Origin of the sequence: Paenibacillus sp. FSL H7-0737, from assembly GCF_000758545.1 — a bacterium.
Taxonomy (GTDB): Bacteria; Bacillota; Bacilli; order Paenibacillales; family Paenibacillaceae; genus Paenibacillus_AQ.
Window position 1 is genome coordinate 3008267 of the sequence record NZ_CP009279.1, and the last position, 14224, is coordinate 3022490.

The window sequence follows — 14224 nt, forward strand, 5'->3', positions numbered from 1 at the left end:
GGGAGCGATCAACGAATGGATAAAGTCAAAGTAGGAATTATCGGATGCGGTAAAATCAGTAGCATATATATGGAGAACTGTCAGAAGTTCGAGATTCTTGATCTAGTTGCATGTGCGGACTTGGACTTGGAGAGAGCGAAGGAACAAGCCGATAAATACAATATTCCAAGCGTTTACACCACAGAGCAATTACTGAATGATCCGGAGATAGAGATCGTTATCAACCTGACGATTCCAGCTGTTCATGCGGATGTATGCCTGAAAGCTATCGAAGCGGGTAAACATGTGTATGTTGAGAAGCCACTTGCTGTGACGAGAGAAGAAGGACGCCAAGTTCTGTCAGCGGCTCGAGAAAAGGGCGTACTAGTAGGCAGCGCACCGGAAACATTCTTTGGATCGGGCATCCAAACCGTATTGAAACTGATCGAAGAGGGGGTAATTGGCGAACCCGTTGCAGCTACCTCATTTATGATGGGGCGTGGACATGAGCATTGGCATCCAGATCCAGAATTCTACTATGCCGCTGGTGGAGGTCCAATGTTCGATATGGGACCATACTATTTGACAGCATTGGTGCAGTTATTGGGTCCAATTCGTACGGTTAGCGGGATGACTGGTAAAGCGCTAGTCGAACGCACGATTACAAGTGAGAAGAAATCGGGTAATAAAATTCCTGTTCAAATTCCAACTCACGTTGCCGGAACATTAAGATTTGAGAATGGAGCCATTGCAACGCTGATTACAAGCTTTGATATCTTTGGCGGCAGTAACCTGCCACATATAGAAATCTACGGAACACTTGGAACGATTCAAGTGCCGGATCCTAATAACTTTGGCGGTCCGGTGAAATTCCGGCTCATGGGTGAGAATGAATGGACAGAGCAAACGCTGTTATCTGGATATGATCAAAATACGCGCGGAATTGGTCCAGCGGATATGGCTTATGCCATTCGGACGGGAAGAAAGCACCGTGCCAGTGGAGAATTGGCTTATCATGTACTAGAAGTGATGTGGGCATTCCATGATTCTTCAGATGCTCATTCATTCTACGAAATGAAGAGTACCTGCACCCGTCCTGAAGCTCTTCCGATTGGACTCGCTCCTTACACATTAGATTAGAGAATTCATTCTGAATCTGCAACCTATCACTTCCAATCTCCGTTTGAGAAGATAAAGAGTGAGGGAGTGACAAGGATGCGTAAGAGGCTTGGTGGCTGGATATGGATTTCAGTTGTTATTCTTTTCATAATTGGTTGTTCAGAAGATCAACAATCGAATAAGGAGCCGGCTCCAGCTGCTGCAATTACTGCAACTCCAGATATCTTGCCTACTGCGAGCGCTGGAATAGAAGATCCTAAAGCTGAAAAAGTACTTTACTCCAGTGATCCTGAAGCGATTAAAGCTTTCCTATCCGCTCAGAAGATTCCTAACGGAGATATCTATCTACAGGATAATAAGGTTCATATCAATATAGTGGGTTTGAACTCGCAGATTGAGCAGCGGTTTGCTCAGACTTTCGCGGCAGGTACTTATGAGCTCCATGATGTTAAATATTCGATGCAAGAGTTATTAGCTGCACAAGAACTTTTGCATAAGCAAGAACTCTACCAGAAGCTTAATCTATACGGTTCCGGTGTGGACACGATTGGTAATAAAGTAACGATCACAATTCCATCTGATTATGCTGACACGGCCATACTTGAGATAGAAAAATGGATCGCTCCGGATATGTTGACCTACGACATTTCAGAGCTAGGCGAACCACATGTAATAGGTCAAATCGTAGATATCGATACCAAACAGGCGAAGCGGATTCTCATCCTTGAACCTGGCATGGAAGATCCCTCTTACTGGTTCTCATTCAATCAGAAGTCAACATTGTTTAATGAAGCTGGAGAATCGATTAGCTTTAAGGATTTGAAGGTTGGACAGCAGGTTGAGCTATGGAGTACCGGTATGGTGGATGAATCTTTTCCCGCGCTTGCAAGTGTGCGGAGGTTACAGCTTAATGCTACGGAATAATCCAATAGCCAGCACCGTTTGGGAGAGGCAAACGGTGCTATTTTTCGTGAATAGAGAGAATCGCCTATTTTCGAACCCCTGAAGGGGTAATCCCTTTATACTGCTTGTACAGCTTGGTAAAATAATTGGGATTGTCGCAGCCGACTCTACCTGCAATCTCAGTCACTGTAAAATTGGTCTCGAGCAGCAATCGCTCTGCTTCATTTACTCGGCAAAGATTAACATAATCGATGAAGGTTCGACCTGTTAGCTTCTTAAAGGTTTTGCAGAAATGATATGGATTTAGATTTACGGATCTTGCGGCGCTTTCTACGGTCATTTTGTCATCGAAATGATTCTCCATGTACTCTAGAAGTGGCTTAAAACGTTCGCGATTAAAGGAGTGCCGCTCATTCGTTCTACCGGATACTTGTTCAGGTAGAAAGGTGCGAGAGAGCAGCACAAAGAGTAAATGCAGTTGATTCTTGATGACCAGTTGAAAAGCAGGTCCCTTCTGCAGTACTTCATCAACGATGGTATCCAGAAGAGAAAAATATGTGGAGCAGGTCGGAACAAGCTCTGCAGGTTTGACCGGCAGCTGATAACGATTCTCTAAATAAGGGATTACAAACTGCTCATGCTGAGGATCCTGCTTCCAATCCTTAAATAAAGAACTATGGAATACGACGGAGATAAAACGAACATGATCATCCCGCAGACTGTACCCAACATGCAATCCTCCAGAGGGAACAAACAATACCTCTCCGGCATGCAGTTCATAGGGCTTGCTGTCTATGTGAAAAATGGCGCTGCCTTCTTGCATAATGATGATTTCGAAATGCTCGTGCCAGTGTAAATACAGGATATTCTGACCGATCTTTGCGTTCTTGCATTCATTAAAAAATAATCGGAATGGATACGTTTTTTCTTCTAATTGAGGATATTCTTTAAGATCATTAGGGTAACTCATAAATCACTCAACTCCCACAAGATACGACTATATAAACACAAGATAATAAGAGTTTTAAGCTCAGAAGCAGTATATACTCGGGTTGTAGCACTTACTATAAACCAATATTGGAGTGGTCACAAGATGAAGGATACAATGCGAATTGGAACATTAGTAGGCGGCGGCGACGCTGTAAGAGTGATTCCACAAATTGTAGGACATGGATTTGAATCTTTTAGCTTAACCTTCTGGCAAACAACAGGGGAAACAGATCTCGTGGAAACTGGAAAGCGTGTGCAAGAGCTTGCAGCAGAACATGACTTCGTGATCTCATCTGTTGGGATCTTCGGCAATCCTTTGACGAATACTGGTGATAATTCCGATGCAATCGCGAGCTGGGAGCGACTGATTGATCATGCTCATTTGTTCGGAACGGATATGGTATCAGGTTTTACAGGAAGGTTACCAGGGGTATCCATTGATGAATCTATTCCGAAGTTCACCGAGGTGTTTGGAGAGTTGTCCAAAAGAGCAGCGGATCGCGGTTTGCGAATTGCTTTCGAGAACTGTTCCATGGGTGGAGACTGGGGATCAGGTGACTGGAATATTGCTCACAATCCATTAGCTTGGGAAAAGATGTTCAATGCTGTGCCTGCTGATAATATAGGACTCGAATGGGAGCCATGTCATCAGATGGTCCAATTGATTGATCCGATTCCGCAGCTTCGTAAATGGACAGATAAGATCTTCCATGTACATGGTAAGGATGCCACCATCGCTTGGGATATCGTAAAAGAATATGGAATTCATGGCCCCAATCCTTATGTATGGCACCGTACTCCCGGCTTTGGAGATACGAACTGGACTGATGTTATTTCTATTTTGCGTCAGGCAGGTTATAAAGGTACGATTGATATTGAAGGCTGGCATGATCCTGTTTATCGGGATGAGCTGGAAATGATGGGACAAGTACATGCTTTAAATTATTTGAAACAATGCCGGGGCGGTAGCTTTGTACCTAATCCGCTGTAACCATAGAGGGGGAGAATGATGACAGCTCAGTACCGTGTAGCGGTTGCAGGTTGCGGAGGAATGGCTAACGCCTGGATTGAATACGCTTTATCACGTTCAGATACTCAGATTGTTGCTCTTGTAGATATACGATTGGAGTCAGCACAAGCGATGGCGGCAAAGCATGAGATTTCCTGTCTAACGTTTACTGACATTAAAGAAGCGATTCAGGCGACTGGAGCTAATCTTGTGTTTGACGTTACAGTTCCGGGAAGCCATTACAGCATTTCTAGCACTGCATTAGAACTCGGATGTAATGTGTTTAGTGAGAAACCACTGGCCGAGACTATGGAAGAGTGCACTAAGATTGTTGAGATCTCAGAAAGAACCGGAAAAGCTCATGCTGTGATGCAAAATCGCCGATATGATCCGCGTATTCGTTCTTTACGCAACTTAATCGAGTCTGACACCATTGGTAGAGTAGGATACATCAGTTCTAGCTTTTTCCTCGGCGCTCATTTCGGAGGGTTCCGTGATGTCATGGAAAGTCCTCTGCTGCTGGATATGGCGATTCATACCTTTGATCAGGCCCGATTTATTAGTGGAGCCAATCCGATTTCCGTTTACTGTCAGGAGTTTAATCCTCCCGGATCATGGTATAAGGGGAATGCGTCGGCAGTGTGTATCTTTGAGATGTCGGACGGATCTGTATTTACTTATCAGGGGTCTTGGTGTGCAGAAGGTGCCTCTACCTCTTGGGAAGCAGCTTGGCGTCTGAATGGGGAAAAAGGAACTGCGATTTGGGATGGTCATGACATGCCGTATGCAGAGGTAGTCGTAGCAGGAGATCAGAGTGATAAATTTATTCGTGATGTTGAGCGTGTAAATGGAGAAGCTGTTGATATGGACAAAACCTTCCATCAAGGATGTTTGGAGGAAATGTTCCTGTCCCTAGCAGAAGAGCGTTCAGCAGAGACGAATTGTAGAGATAATCGGTATAGTATGGCAATGGTATTTGGAGCGCTGGAAAGTGCTAAAACAGGTCAGAAAATTGATCTAGTAGAGTTCATGAGTACCTCAGAGTGATCAAAACTTTTTGTTAATTTTATCCAAACTTTAATGTTCATGTTATGATAGATAAGAACATTATTCGGGGAGGATATTATGTACAAAGCCATTATATTTGATCTAGATAATACATTAATAAATTATAGTACTTGTGAAATCGAAGCGATGAAAAGAACCTGTAACGATCATAATCTCTTTGTAGAAGATATTGAGGCGTGGTCTTTATTTTATGGAGAGTTTTCCGGTCATAATTTTCGCCATTGGATGAACTTTGTGGGTGGTGGTGAGGTGAAGACTATAGGAGAGGTATTGAGGTATTCTTTTAGAGACACTCTTAAACAGGAGGAACTTTTTCATAGCAAACTGTCAGATACTTATTGGGATTATTTTTGCAATTCCTGTTATTTTGAAGAAGGAGCGGAACAGATCTTAACTTCATTTAAAGATAAGTATGCTCTGGGGATTATCACCAATGGGATCAGTGAGGCACAAAGAAAAAGACTGCAAGCCGGTAAGATCTATGAAATATTCAAATCCATAATGATCTCTGATGAGGTAGGCATCCGAAAACCTGATAAAAGGATTTTTGAAATGTCTTTAATAGATCTACAGCTAAGCAATCATGAAGTGCTGTTCGTTGGGGATTCTTTACAAGATGATTACCATGGTGCTGTGAATTCTGACATTGACTTCTGCTATTACAATCGCCAGAATATAGAGGTTCCTAAAGACCTCAAGCCTAACTATATGATTAGTTCTCTTCTGGAGCTTAAAGATGTAGTGGGGTTGTAGCAATGCCAGCAAGGAGAACACACAATGGAAATTAGAGCTTATCAAGAATCGGATATTAGTCAGCTTATCTCATTGTTCTATGAGACAGTTCATTTCGTAAACAAACAAGACTATTCACAAGAACAGCTTAATGCTTGGGCACCTAAAGAGGAAAAGACCCTCAAACTTGATGCTTGGAGCACTTCTTTACGTCAAAATATTACTTATGTAGCCGAAATTAACGGGTACATAGTTGGCTTTTCGGATATGACGTTGGAAGGACATTTGGATCGTCTTTATGTCCACAAAGATTTCCAAGGCCAAGGCGTAGCCTCTGCTCTCGTGAACAAGCTTGAAATGAAGGCGAGAGAGCTTGGTCTTCATGAAATGGATACCGAAGCAAGTATTACAGCTAGACCCTTTTTTGAACGACAGGGATACCAGCTTATGATGAAACAAAGTGTAGAACGAAAAGGAGTACACTTAGTTAATTATCGGATGAGTAAAAAGCTAATTTAATCAAAAAAGCAGATTGCTATGGTGAGCAGTCTGCTTTTTTATCTAATGAAGGAGGATCAATCAACAAGCTTTATTTGGATGAAGAATAACGATTTATAAAATTAGCGATTCCATTTGGAACGAATTTGTTAACTTCATTATTAAACAGGTCTGTATAGTTTGCAGTGATAACTTTACTTGGTACTAACGTCAAGTTTGAAAAATATTGCTTATACGCCTTATCATAGGCGGATTTATTCACTTCTTTTTGATTTACATAATAGCTTGGCAAATCATCCGTTTTTTCTTGATCTGGAATGTCGGCCAAGAATATCTCTTTGTCATTAAATTTGGTTCCTTGGAAACTAATCTCGAAAACCTGCAAATTAGAATTGTACGAACCGCTGCCATCTACAAAAGCGATATAACGTAATGTTCCATCTTTTTTGTTCTTATAGAGATGCAGGCCACGATTTTCATCGCGTGGTAGAAATCCACCCATACCTACATTAAATATACCCTCTGAAATATCCTTCAGTTTTCCTTGATAATTGAATGGAATGACTTTTCCATTTTGGACGGTTAGAGCAGTGTTGATGGGCTGAATGAATCGTAAAGAATACCCCTGTATAAGTTCAGGAGTACCATCAAAGTTCAAATCTACTAAAGTGAAATAATTGAAGTCACCGTCATAAGAACTATCTCTAGTAGCATCCATTAACGTTTTCTTGATATACTCAGAGTAAAGTGTCTTCCATGATTTTGCAGTTGCTGCTTTTGCTGACGCAGTAATTGGAATACTCCCCGATAATAAAAGTAATGTTACTATGATCCATGCAGTTCGTTTCATGACTCATTAGCTCCTTATCATATTACTATGTACTGGAAATTAATATTACTATTGTTAGACAATATGTTCCAGTAATAATATGGTATATGAAGGGTGATTAGTCATAAATCAATTTCATTAAAGCCTCCGAGTCAAAACGATCTCCTTGCACTAACCATTGACCATCCACATCAAACATAGTCAGTATTCCCTCCAAAGGGACACGTTTACTTTCTTTGTCATCCTTATCCAACATAACAAGATCACAAGTATATTTTAACTCAACAATATTTTTCTTTTGTTCGGAAAGGGTGAACTTTAGATTATCTGGTTTTAAAGAAAGCTTTTGTTTATTAGCGATTTGAAAAGGGATAGTTGTGATTCGGCTTCCTATAGCTTTTTCGGTATAGTATTCAGTAAAGTACGGTTTCATTTCTTCATTTCGGGCTAGAATGGATTCCTCTGAAAATAAATCATCAGAAACCTTAATGGTATATTCAACATTTTTGTACTTCTCAGCGGCTTTAGTGGCATCATCCACTTCTGAACTACAGCCCATAATTAACGTTAGGGATAATAAAATCATACTCAAGATCAACGGTGATTTACGCATTCGAACACCTCCATGTAATTGATTCTGTATTATTATACTTATATTACCATACATTGGTTTCGCGAATTCAAGAAGGAAATGATTCAATTCCCTAAATATGGTATGGTGTAAGTATTACTATCAATAACCTAAAGGGATGGGATACACTTGATTTTTTTTCCTATTACATACTCACTGTTGGCAACAGACGCATTATTATTACATATTAAAGAGCATTATGAGATTCCAGAACCAGTACAGCTGCAGTATTTTCTTAGAGGCATGAACGATACATACATCTTAGAAACGGCATTGGAAAAATACATCTTTCGTGTTTATCGTGCGGATAGACGGAGTAGATCGGAGATTGATTTTGAATTAGAATTGTTGAACGATTTGCACGAAAAAGGTGTAAACGTCTCCATTCCTATTCCTCGAAAAGATGGGATCATATTTAATGAATTTTTGGTGCCTGAGGGTGTGAAGTATGGCGTTATGTTTAGTTTTGCTGTAGGAAATGAAAAGCCTATTCATGCGGTAGAAGACAGCTATTTATTTGGTCAGTCAGTTGCACAAATTCACACAGCTACGGACAACTTTAAGAGTGCACATGTAAGAGGTAAGCTTGATTTTGAACATTTAATTGAGAAACCGCTTCATACGATCAAACAGCATATGAACCATCGACAAGAGGATTATCAATTCCTGTATGACCTGGCCATACAATTAAAAGCACAGATTGAAGTATATCTGGAAGCGGGGCTCGACTGGGGCATCTGCCATGGCGATTTGCATGGGAATACGAATGTGACTTTCACGGACGAAGGGAAATTAACTCATTATGATTTCGATATTTGTGGTTACGGATGGAGAGCCTATGATATCGCAGAGTTTAGATTGGCAAGAGAGATTCATAGTGGCCATGATAAAGATGAAGTAGAACGGTTATGGGCAGCATTTTTAAATGGATATAAAAGTTTAAGAAATCTCAGTGACAATGATATTAGTGCTGTTCCTATGTTCGTTGCGCTTAGACAGCTTTGGTTATTTGCTTTATGTTTCAGTGAAGGTGAGCTTATTGGTGCAGCTGACTTTGACAATGGATTTATCGACAGTAAAATGGATTATTTTAGAAATTTAGAGGTGATCAAATGAATGATGAATTGGGCAGTAAAGAAGCCATAAAAAGATGGGATAGATACGCAGAACTAATCTCAACTTCGTACGGCGAAAACGGGGATATCCATCGAGAAATTTTTTTGAATCCAGCTTTATTCAGTCTCATGGGTTCTGTTGAAAATAAGAAGGTGCTAGATGCAGGCTGTGGTGAAGGATATTTAAGCAGAATGTTAGCTAGGGCAGGTGCCTCAGTCACTGGCGTTGATTACTCGCAGAACATGATAACGATAGCCAAGAGTAAATCACCAGAGGAATTAAAGATAAACTTCTATCATGGCAATTGTGAAGATCTCAGCTTTCTCCAGAAGGAGAGTTATGCTCTCATCGTTTCTAACATGGTGATTCATGATTTATCCGATTATGAGATGGCGATTCATGAAATGTATCGGTTGTTAGTCGATGGAGGGACGTTTATATTCTCAATTCCACATCCTTGCTTTGTAACCCCTGGTAGCGGGTGGGTGAAGTCGGATACTGGAGAGAAGCTTTATTGGAAAGTAGATAATTATTTTTACGAGGGCACTTATAATCAGAACTTCCCAATAGATCAAGAGGAAAAGTTTTTGATTTTTCATAGGACGTTATCCAGTTATGTAAATACGATTGTACGGGCTGGCTTTCAAATCGAAGAAATGATTGAACCGAAGCCCTCTGCTGAAATGCTTGCGAAGTATCCGTCTTTTGAAGAGGATTTTCGTTGCAGCGATTTTTTGGTTTTTAAACTGCGAAAGTAGGAGGGAGAAAGATGAACCATAACATTTTCAAAGAAGTTATAGACTCTGAAGAAGAGTTAAGGTCAATGTATGGGTATCCCAGTGAATTGGTAAACAACAAGAGTATAACCTTCATCGATCATCATTGCCGAGATTATATATCCAAATCACCGTTACTCTTTATAGCAACAAGTGATTCAGCTGGCAATTGTGATGTATCTCCGCGTGGGGATGCTGCAGGTTTTGTATATGTGTTAGACGACAAACATTTAGTGATTCCTGAGCGACCTGGTAATCGACGGTTTGATTCTTTGCGTAACATCCTTTTAAATTCAAAAGTGGGTTTGATATTTATTATTCCCGGTCTTGAAGAAACTTTAAGAATAAATGGACATGCAAGGATTATCAAAGATCAAGAAATAATGGTTCATATGGAGGCTCAAGGTAAACTGCCGAAATTGGGCATTGCCGTTGAAGTGGAAGAGTGTTATATGCATTGTGCTAAAGCTTTTAAAAGATCACATCTATGGGATGATACGTATTGGCCATTGAAAGCAGAGCTGCCTAAACCTTCGGTTATCATAGCAGAACATGCAAAAGAGCTTGGGATTTCTCAAGAGGATGTATCAAAGGGATTAAAGGATAGCTATGAGAATCGGTTATATTAGAAATGAAAGGATTAACTAAGATGAGCAAAGCTTTAAAACTCACTCCAGGGAATAAAGTAGGACTTATCGCTTGTTCTGATGGTGTGAGAGTGGAGAACCTGCCTAAAGTAGAAGAATTAATTAGAATTCTGAACTCGGTTGGTCTAGAGGTAGTAATGTCTAACACCTTGTTTAGAAGAGATGGTTATTTCAGTGGCAATCCTAAGGAAAGAGCAACGGAGTTGAATCGTCTATTTAATAATGATGAAATTTTTGCGATTTTTGATATTTCAGGTGGGGATTCCGCGAACCAGATCTTGGAATATATCGACTACGATAATATTCGATTGCATCCGAAGCCTTTTTTCGGAATGAGTGACTTGTCCGTTATTTTGAACGCTTTACATACACAAAGTAATTCAAAATCCTATCACTATCAGTTGATGAATCTCGTATCTTCTGATGGGGCGGAGCAGCAAGCTGCTTTCTATCGAACATTTTTCGAAGGACATAACGATCTTTACGATTTCGACTTTCATTGGGTCCGTGGGAACCAGATGAGTGGGATTGTAATTGGTGGCAATATTCGATGTTATATGAAGCTGGCAGGAACAAGTTATTTTCCAGACCCTTCGAACAAGATTTTATTCTTAGAGAGTTTAAGTGGCAGAGCTAACAAAATCGTCTCTTTACTTGCTCAGCTTCAGCAAGTTAGAACTTTTGATAAATGTGCTGGAGTGATTCTTGGGTCGTTTACTGAGCTTGAGAGCTATAATGAATTTTCAATCGTAGAAGCGTACTTGAAGGAAATCAGCGGGATTCCTATCGTGAAGACGGACGAGATCGGGCATGGTAGTGACAGTAAGTGTATTGTTGTGGGTGAGAATATTACTTTATAAGAGCTAAAGGTGGATGATTGGTTTTCAAGGTGATTTATGTTGATAAGAGAGGAGTCAGAGAGAGTTATGATGTCCACACACGACTACCCATCTAAAGAGGTATTGAAAAATGCTATACATACTGCCTATCTATCTCTCGATCTTGAATTTGAGGGCATTGAGAATGCTCAAAAAGACACTCGTATGGAAGGCGTCGATCGTACTCCAGCAGAAATCCTTGCCTATCAATTGGGCTGGTTGAATCTTGTTATGAAATGGGATAAGGATGAAAAAGCAGAGATAACCGTTATTACACCTTCACCGGATTATAAATGGAATCAGCTTGGCGGATTATATCAATCGTTTTATCATACATATGCTGCCTACTCATTAGACGAGTTAAGATCTTTATTTCAAGAGACAGAACATCAGTGGCAGAGCTGGATTGATTCTTTAAGTGATGAAGAACTTTTTACGCAAGGCGTGCGGAAATGGACAGGAAACAATCCGAGATGGCCTATGATCAAATGGATTCATATTAATTCAGTAGCACCGTTTAAGACTTTTCGTTCTAAGATTCGTAAGTGGAAAAAGCTCAATCTAAACAGCTCAACATTATAAGAACAGACCCAAGCCCCTGCCTAAGAGAAGAAATCTCTGAAGCAGATGGGAAATCCTGCACTACCGATTAGGTTATCCATGAAGCTTGCAATGATGACGAAATGATGATGAGAAGGTGGATGTAATAGAAGACATATCGAGTTTAATCGAAAAGTTATCATGGAATTTATCCGAAGAAGAAAAGGAAGATGTAATTAATAAGCTACAATACATAAAGGATGAAGATTTGCATTTATTAGTACAACCTATATCAAAAGACTATTGGGATGGAGCGGCTGAAACAGTCATACGTTTAGGATATCCACGTGTGAAAAGCATATTGTCGGGTTTACTTGAATGGATACAAGATATAAATTGGCCAGGTGCGGGGGAAATAGCTGTTTTTTTACTTGAAATAGGGGATCCGATGATTCCATATGTAAAAGATGTACTAAATCAACACAGTGATGATGAAGAATGGGTGTACAGGATTTTTAATGATTTAATTGATCATTGGAATACGGTACAAATCCTACAGATACAAGCAGAATTAATTAAGATTTCACAGGAAAAAGCCAATGATCTTTCGGCATTAAGAATCTTATTAACTCACGGTATATACGCAAAAGATGTGGTCTGTGAAATAATCCAGCGCAAAAAAGATGTCCTTGTATTTGAACTCAAGGAACTTCATGATACTCATCCTGAAATTGATTGTGAAGCTCTTTATAAAGAATTCTTCAATATGCAGCCTAATGTAATTAAACAGTTTCATGAGCACAATAAAGAACGTTTTTATATATGTAATTCGATATCAAAGCGCCAAGAAGTTTTAAGAGAAATAGAAATCTTTACAGCTGAGTTTCTCACTTCATGATGTTATCAAGCTTTACTGAAATAAATTGAAAGGAGACTTACCAGTGAACAACATCAAAGTGCTTCATTATGATGCTTTTTCGCCTTATCCGAACAAAGGGAATCCTGCGGGAGTCGTGTTAGAAGCTGATCATTTAAGCGAAAGTGAAATGCAATCAATAGCTCATAAGGTCGGATTTAACGAAACAGTTTTTGTAGTCCCATCAGATGTAGCTGATTTAAGGCTTAAGTATTTTACGCCAGGCCATGAGATCAATCTTTGTGGACATGCTACAATGGCATCTTTATTTGCTTTAAAAACAAAGGGTATTCTTGGAGAGGCTAGCTCGATAAAGATCGAAACAAACGTGGGTGTGCTACCCATCCAATTCAGTATGGACAACAATAATCACTTACTAATAAAAATGAAGCAAAATCAACCGAAGTTTATTGAATTTAACGGCGATAGAGCGAACCTTGCACACGCCATAGGTTTAACCCTTGATGAGATAGAAGAGGATCTGCCTACTGTTTATGGCTGTACTGGCGCATGGACTCTATTAGTCCCGATTAAGAGAATAGATAGCTTTAATAAAATGAAACCGATTAACTCGTTGTTTCCGGAGATTTTAACGCAGGTTCCAAAAGCATCTGTACACCCATTTTCACTCCAAACGCTTGATCCGCACGCTTTAATGCATGCCAGACATTTCTCATCGCCTTTTTCGGGAACCGTTGAAGATCCAGTAACAGGTACAGCATCGGGAGTCATGGGGGCTTTTTATTTAAAATATATTAATCCGCATTTGGACTCGATAAAATTTGATGTGGAACAGGGTTTGGAAATGGGTAGGGACGGCAAGGTGAACGTAGAAGTATATCGAAATGAATCCGGTGAAATGGATGTGTTTATTTCTGGAACTGCGGTGTTTGTGGGGGAGGTGGATTTATGGAGATGATAAAACATACTCATCTTGGAGTGTATGGAGTCTTAGTGAAGAACGATAAAGTATTACTAATTAAGAAAGCAAGAGGCCCTCATACGGGGAAGTGGGACTTTCCAGGGGGTTCTATTGAGTTTGGAGAGGAGCCGTATGAGGCCCTTAAGAGGGAGTTTTGGGAAGAGACCGGAATTACAAGTTTAAAAGGATTGCTTCATGATTCCATTTCCTATACGTTAATTTATCCATACAGTGATACCCAGTTAGAAGAATTACACCATATAGGGATCATATATAATGTTTCATTATTAGATGTGAACTTTGAGCTTAAGACTGATGGAGACGGACAAGACTCTGATGGGGCACAGTGGATAGAAATCAAACAACTAAACAACCTTGCTTTAACCCCTTTTGTGAAGAAAATAATGCTGGGTCATTATTAGAACTTTAATGATCTAAGGAATGGAGGCAGCTTCATGATTGAAATTGATTGTCTGGGTGAAATCTGCCCAGTACCAGTAATGATGTTAAAAAAACATCAAAAAGCCATTCAGAAGGGTGAAAAGGTAATGCTAGTTACTGATCATAGCTGCGCAAAAGTTTCTATCACGGATTACTGTCGTGGTTCAAATCTAAAATGTTCCATTCAAGAAGTGATTAATGGAGTATGGGAAATTACGATTGAGGTTTAG

Annotated in this window: 18 protein-coding genes; 15 read left to right on the top strand and 3 right to left on the bottom strand. The window is 40.0% G+C overall.

The window, feature by feature from the left end:
* The first annotated feature begins 15 nt into the window (after window positions 1–15).
* Together H70737_RS13020 and H70737_RS13025 are read left to right on the top strand one after the other, a co-directional pair.
* The gene (locus H70737_RS13020) at window positions 16–1119 is read left to right on the top strand and encodes a Gfo/Idh/MocA family protein (protein ID WP_042187821.1); all 1104 of its coding nucleotides are present in this window, start codon (window positions 16–18) and stop codon (window positions 1117–1119) included.
* Between the two features lie 75 nt (window positions 1120–1194).
* On the top strand, window positions 1195–2022 hold the full coding sequence (locus H70737_RS13025; RefSeq protein WP_042187823.1) for a hypothetical protein: 828 nt from the start codon (window positions 1195–1197) through the stop codon (window positions 2020–2022).
* A 64-nt stretch (window positions 2023–2086) separates the two neighbouring features.
* On the opposite strand, the gene H70737_RS13030 is transcribed toward H70737_RS13025, so the two are convergent.
* Window positions 2087–2971, bottom strand: coding sequence for a helix-turn-helix domain-containing protein (locus H70737_RS13030; RefSeq protein WP_042187825.1), 885 nt, complete (start codon window positions 2969–2971; stop codon window positions 2087–2089).
* Between the two features lie 123 nt (window positions 2972–3094).
* Between H70737_RS13030 and H70737_RS13035 the strand changes: the two genes are divergently transcribed.
* The 4 genes from H70737_RS13035 to H70737_RS13050 all read left to right on the top strand — a co-directional run bounded on the left by H70737_RS13035 (window position 3095) and on the right by H70737_RS13050 (window position 6319).
* On the top strand, window positions 3095–3982 hold the full coding sequence (locus tag H70737_RS13035) for a sugar phosphate isomerase/epimerase family protein (RefSeq protein ID WP_042127341.1): 888 nt from the start codon (window positions 3095–3097) through the stop codon (window positions 3980–3982).
* Between the two features lie 18 nt (window positions 3983–4000).
* The gene (locus H70737_RS13040; protein WP_042187827.1) at window positions 4001–5047 is read left to right on the top strand and encodes a Gfo/Idh/MocA family protein; all 1047 of its coding nucleotides are present in this window, start codon (window positions 4001–4003) and stop codon (window positions 5045–5047) included.
* A gap of 78 nt (window positions 5048–5125) precedes the next feature.
* Window positions 5126–5821, top strand: a complete 696-nt coding sequence (locus tag H70737_RS13045) for an HAD family hydrolase (protein ID WP_042187829.1) — start codon at window positions 5126–5128, stop codon at window positions 5819–5821.
* A gap of 24 nt (window positions 5822–5845) precedes the next feature.
* Window positions 5846–6319 carry a GNAT family N-acetyltransferase gene (locus tag H70737_RS13050; RefSeq protein WP_042187831.1) on the top strand — a complete coding sequence of 158 codons (474 nt, stop codon included), beginning with the start codon at window positions 5846–5848 and terminating at the stop codon, window positions 6317–6319.
* 70 nt (window positions 6320–6389) lie between these two features.
* On the opposite strand, the gene H70737_RS13055 is transcribed toward H70737_RS13050, so the two are convergent.
* Together H70737_RS13055 and H70737_RS13060 are read right to left on the bottom strand one after the other, a co-directional pair.
* Window positions 6390–7148 carry a hypothetical protein gene (locus tag H70737_RS13055; RefSeq protein ID WP_042187833.1) on the bottom strand — a complete coding sequence of 253 codons (759 nt, stop codon included), beginning with the start codon at window positions 7146–7148 and terminating at the stop codon, window positions 6390–6392.
* A gap of 97 nt (window positions 7149–7245) precedes the next feature.
* Window positions 7246–7740, bottom strand: a complete 495-nt coding sequence (locus H70737_RS13060; protein WP_042187835.1) for a hypothetical protein — start codon at window positions 7738–7740, stop codon at window positions 7246–7248.
* 147 nt (window positions 7741–7887) lie between these two features.
* On the opposite strand from H70737_RS13060, the gene H70737_RS13065 reads away from it, so the two are divergent.
* From H70737_RS13065 to H70737_RS13105, 9 genes are all read left to right on the top strand, one after another.
* A complete protein-coding gene (locus H70737_RS13065; protein WP_052404272.1) occupies window positions 7888–8874 on the top strand; it encodes a phosphotransferase in 987 nt (328 codons plus the stop codon).
* The gene (locus H70737_RS13070) at window positions 8871–9632 is read left to right on the top strand and encodes a class I SAM-dependent methyltransferase (RefSeq protein ID WP_042187837.1); all 762 of its coding nucleotides are present in this window, start codon (window positions 8871–8873) and stop codon (window positions 9630–9632) included. Before H70737_RS13065 ends, H70737_RS13070 begins: the two co-directional genes overlap by 4 nt.
* An 11-nt stretch (window positions 9633–9643) precedes the next feature.
* Window positions 9644–10279, top strand: coding sequence for a pyridoxamine 5'-phosphate oxidase family protein (locus H70737_RS13075; protein ID WP_042187839.1), 636 nt, complete (start codon window positions 9644–9646; stop codon window positions 10277–10279).
* 20 nt (window positions 10280–10299) lie between these two features.
* Window positions 10300–11157 (top strand): S66 family peptidase, encoded by an 858-nt coding sequence (locus H70737_RS13080; protein WP_042193826.1) that lies wholly within the window; start codon window positions 10300–10302, stop codon window positions 11155–11157.
* A gap of 69 nt (window positions 11158–11226) precedes the next feature.
* Entirely contained in the window at window positions 11227–11757 is a 531-nt protein-coding gene (locus H70737_RS13085; protein WP_042193828.1) for a ClbS/DfsB family four-helix bundle protein, read from the top strand.
* Window positions 11758–11872: 115 nt separating this feature from the next.
* The gene (locus tag H70737_RS29790; protein ID WP_052404273.1) at window positions 11873–12613 is read left to right on the top strand and encodes a DUF5071 domain-containing protein; all 741 of its coding nucleotides are present in this window, start codon (window positions 11873–11875) and stop codon (window positions 12611–12613) included.
* 43 nt (window positions 12614–12656) lie between these two features.
* On the top strand, window positions 12657–13550 hold the full coding sequence (locus H70737_RS13095; RefSeq protein ID WP_042187841.1) for a PhzF family phenazine biosynthesis isomerase: 894 nt from the start codon (window positions 12657–12659) through the stop codon (window positions 13548–13550).
* Window positions 13541–13975, top strand: a complete 435-nt coding sequence (locus tag H70737_RS13100) for an NUDIX hydrolase (protein ID WP_231573439.1) — start codon at window positions 13541–13543, stop codon at window positions 13973–13975. The genes H70737_RS13095 and H70737_RS13100 overlap by 10 nt, the downstream gene beginning before the upstream one ends.
* Before the next feature lie 33 nt (window positions 13976–14008).
* Entirely contained in the window at window positions 14009–14224 is a 216-nt protein-coding gene (locus H70737_RS13105) for a sulfurtransferase TusA family protein (protein WP_042187842.1), read from the top strand.

Bases quoted from the DNA above. Each gene is read 5' to 3' on its own strand.
- H70737_RS13020 (WP_042187821.1), top strand. From the start codon at position 16: ATGGATAAAGTCAAAGTAGGAATTATCGGATGCGGTAAAATCAGTAGC.
- H70737_RS13025 (WP_042187823.1), top strand. From the start codon at position 1,195: ATGCGTAAGAGGCTTGGTGGCTGGATATGGATTTCAGTTGTTATTCTT.
- H70737_RS13030 (WP_042187825.1), bottom strand. From the start codon at position 2,971: ATGAGTTACCCTAATGATCTTAAAGAATATCCTCAATTAGAAGAAAAA.
- H70737_RS13035 (WP_042127341.1), top strand. From the start codon at position 3,095: ATGAAGGATACAATGCGAATTGGAACATTAGTAGGCGGCGGCGACGCT.
- H70737_RS13040 (WP_042187827.1), top strand. From the start codon at position 4,001: ATGACAGCTCAGTACCGTGTAGCGGTTGCAGGTTGCGGAGGAATGGCT.
- H70737_RS13045 (WP_042187829.1), top strand. From the start codon at position 5,126: ATGTACAAAGCCATTATATTTGATCTAGATAATACATTAATAAATTAT.
- H70737_RS13050 (WP_042187831.1), top strand. From the start codon at position 5,846: ATGGAAATTAGAGCTTATCAAGAATCGGATATTAGTCAGCTTATCTCA.
- H70737_RS13055 (WP_042187833.1), bottom strand. From the start codon at position 7,148: ATGAAACGAACTGCATGGATCATAGTAACATTACTTTTATTATCGGGG.
- H70737_RS13060 (WP_042187835.1), bottom strand. From the start codon at position 7,740: ATGCGTAAATCACCGTTGATCTTGAGTATGATTTTATTATCCCTAACG.
- H70737_RS13070 (WP_042187837.1), top strand. From the start codon at position 8,871: ATGAATGATGAATTGGGCAGTAAAGAAGCCATAAAAAGATGGGATAGA.
- H70737_RS13075 (WP_042187839.1), top strand. From the start codon at position 9,644: ATGAACCATAACATTTTCAAAGAAGTTATAGACTCTGAAGAAGAGTTA.
- H70737_RS13080 (WP_042193826.1), top strand. From the start codon at position 10,300: ATGAGCAAAGCTTTAAAACTCACTCCAGGGAATAAAGTAGGACTTATC.
- H70737_RS13085 (WP_042193828.1), top strand. From the start codon at position 11,227: ATGTCCACACACGACTACCCATCTAAAGAGGTATTGAAAAATGCTATA.
- H70737_RS13100 (WP_231573439.1), top strand. From the start codon at position 13,541: ATGGAGATGATAAAACATACTCATCTTGGAGTGTATGGAGTCTTAGTG.
- H70737_RS13105 (WP_042187842.1), top strand. From the start codon at position 14,009: ATGATTGAAATTGATTGTCTGGGTGAAATCTGCCCAGTACCAGTAATG.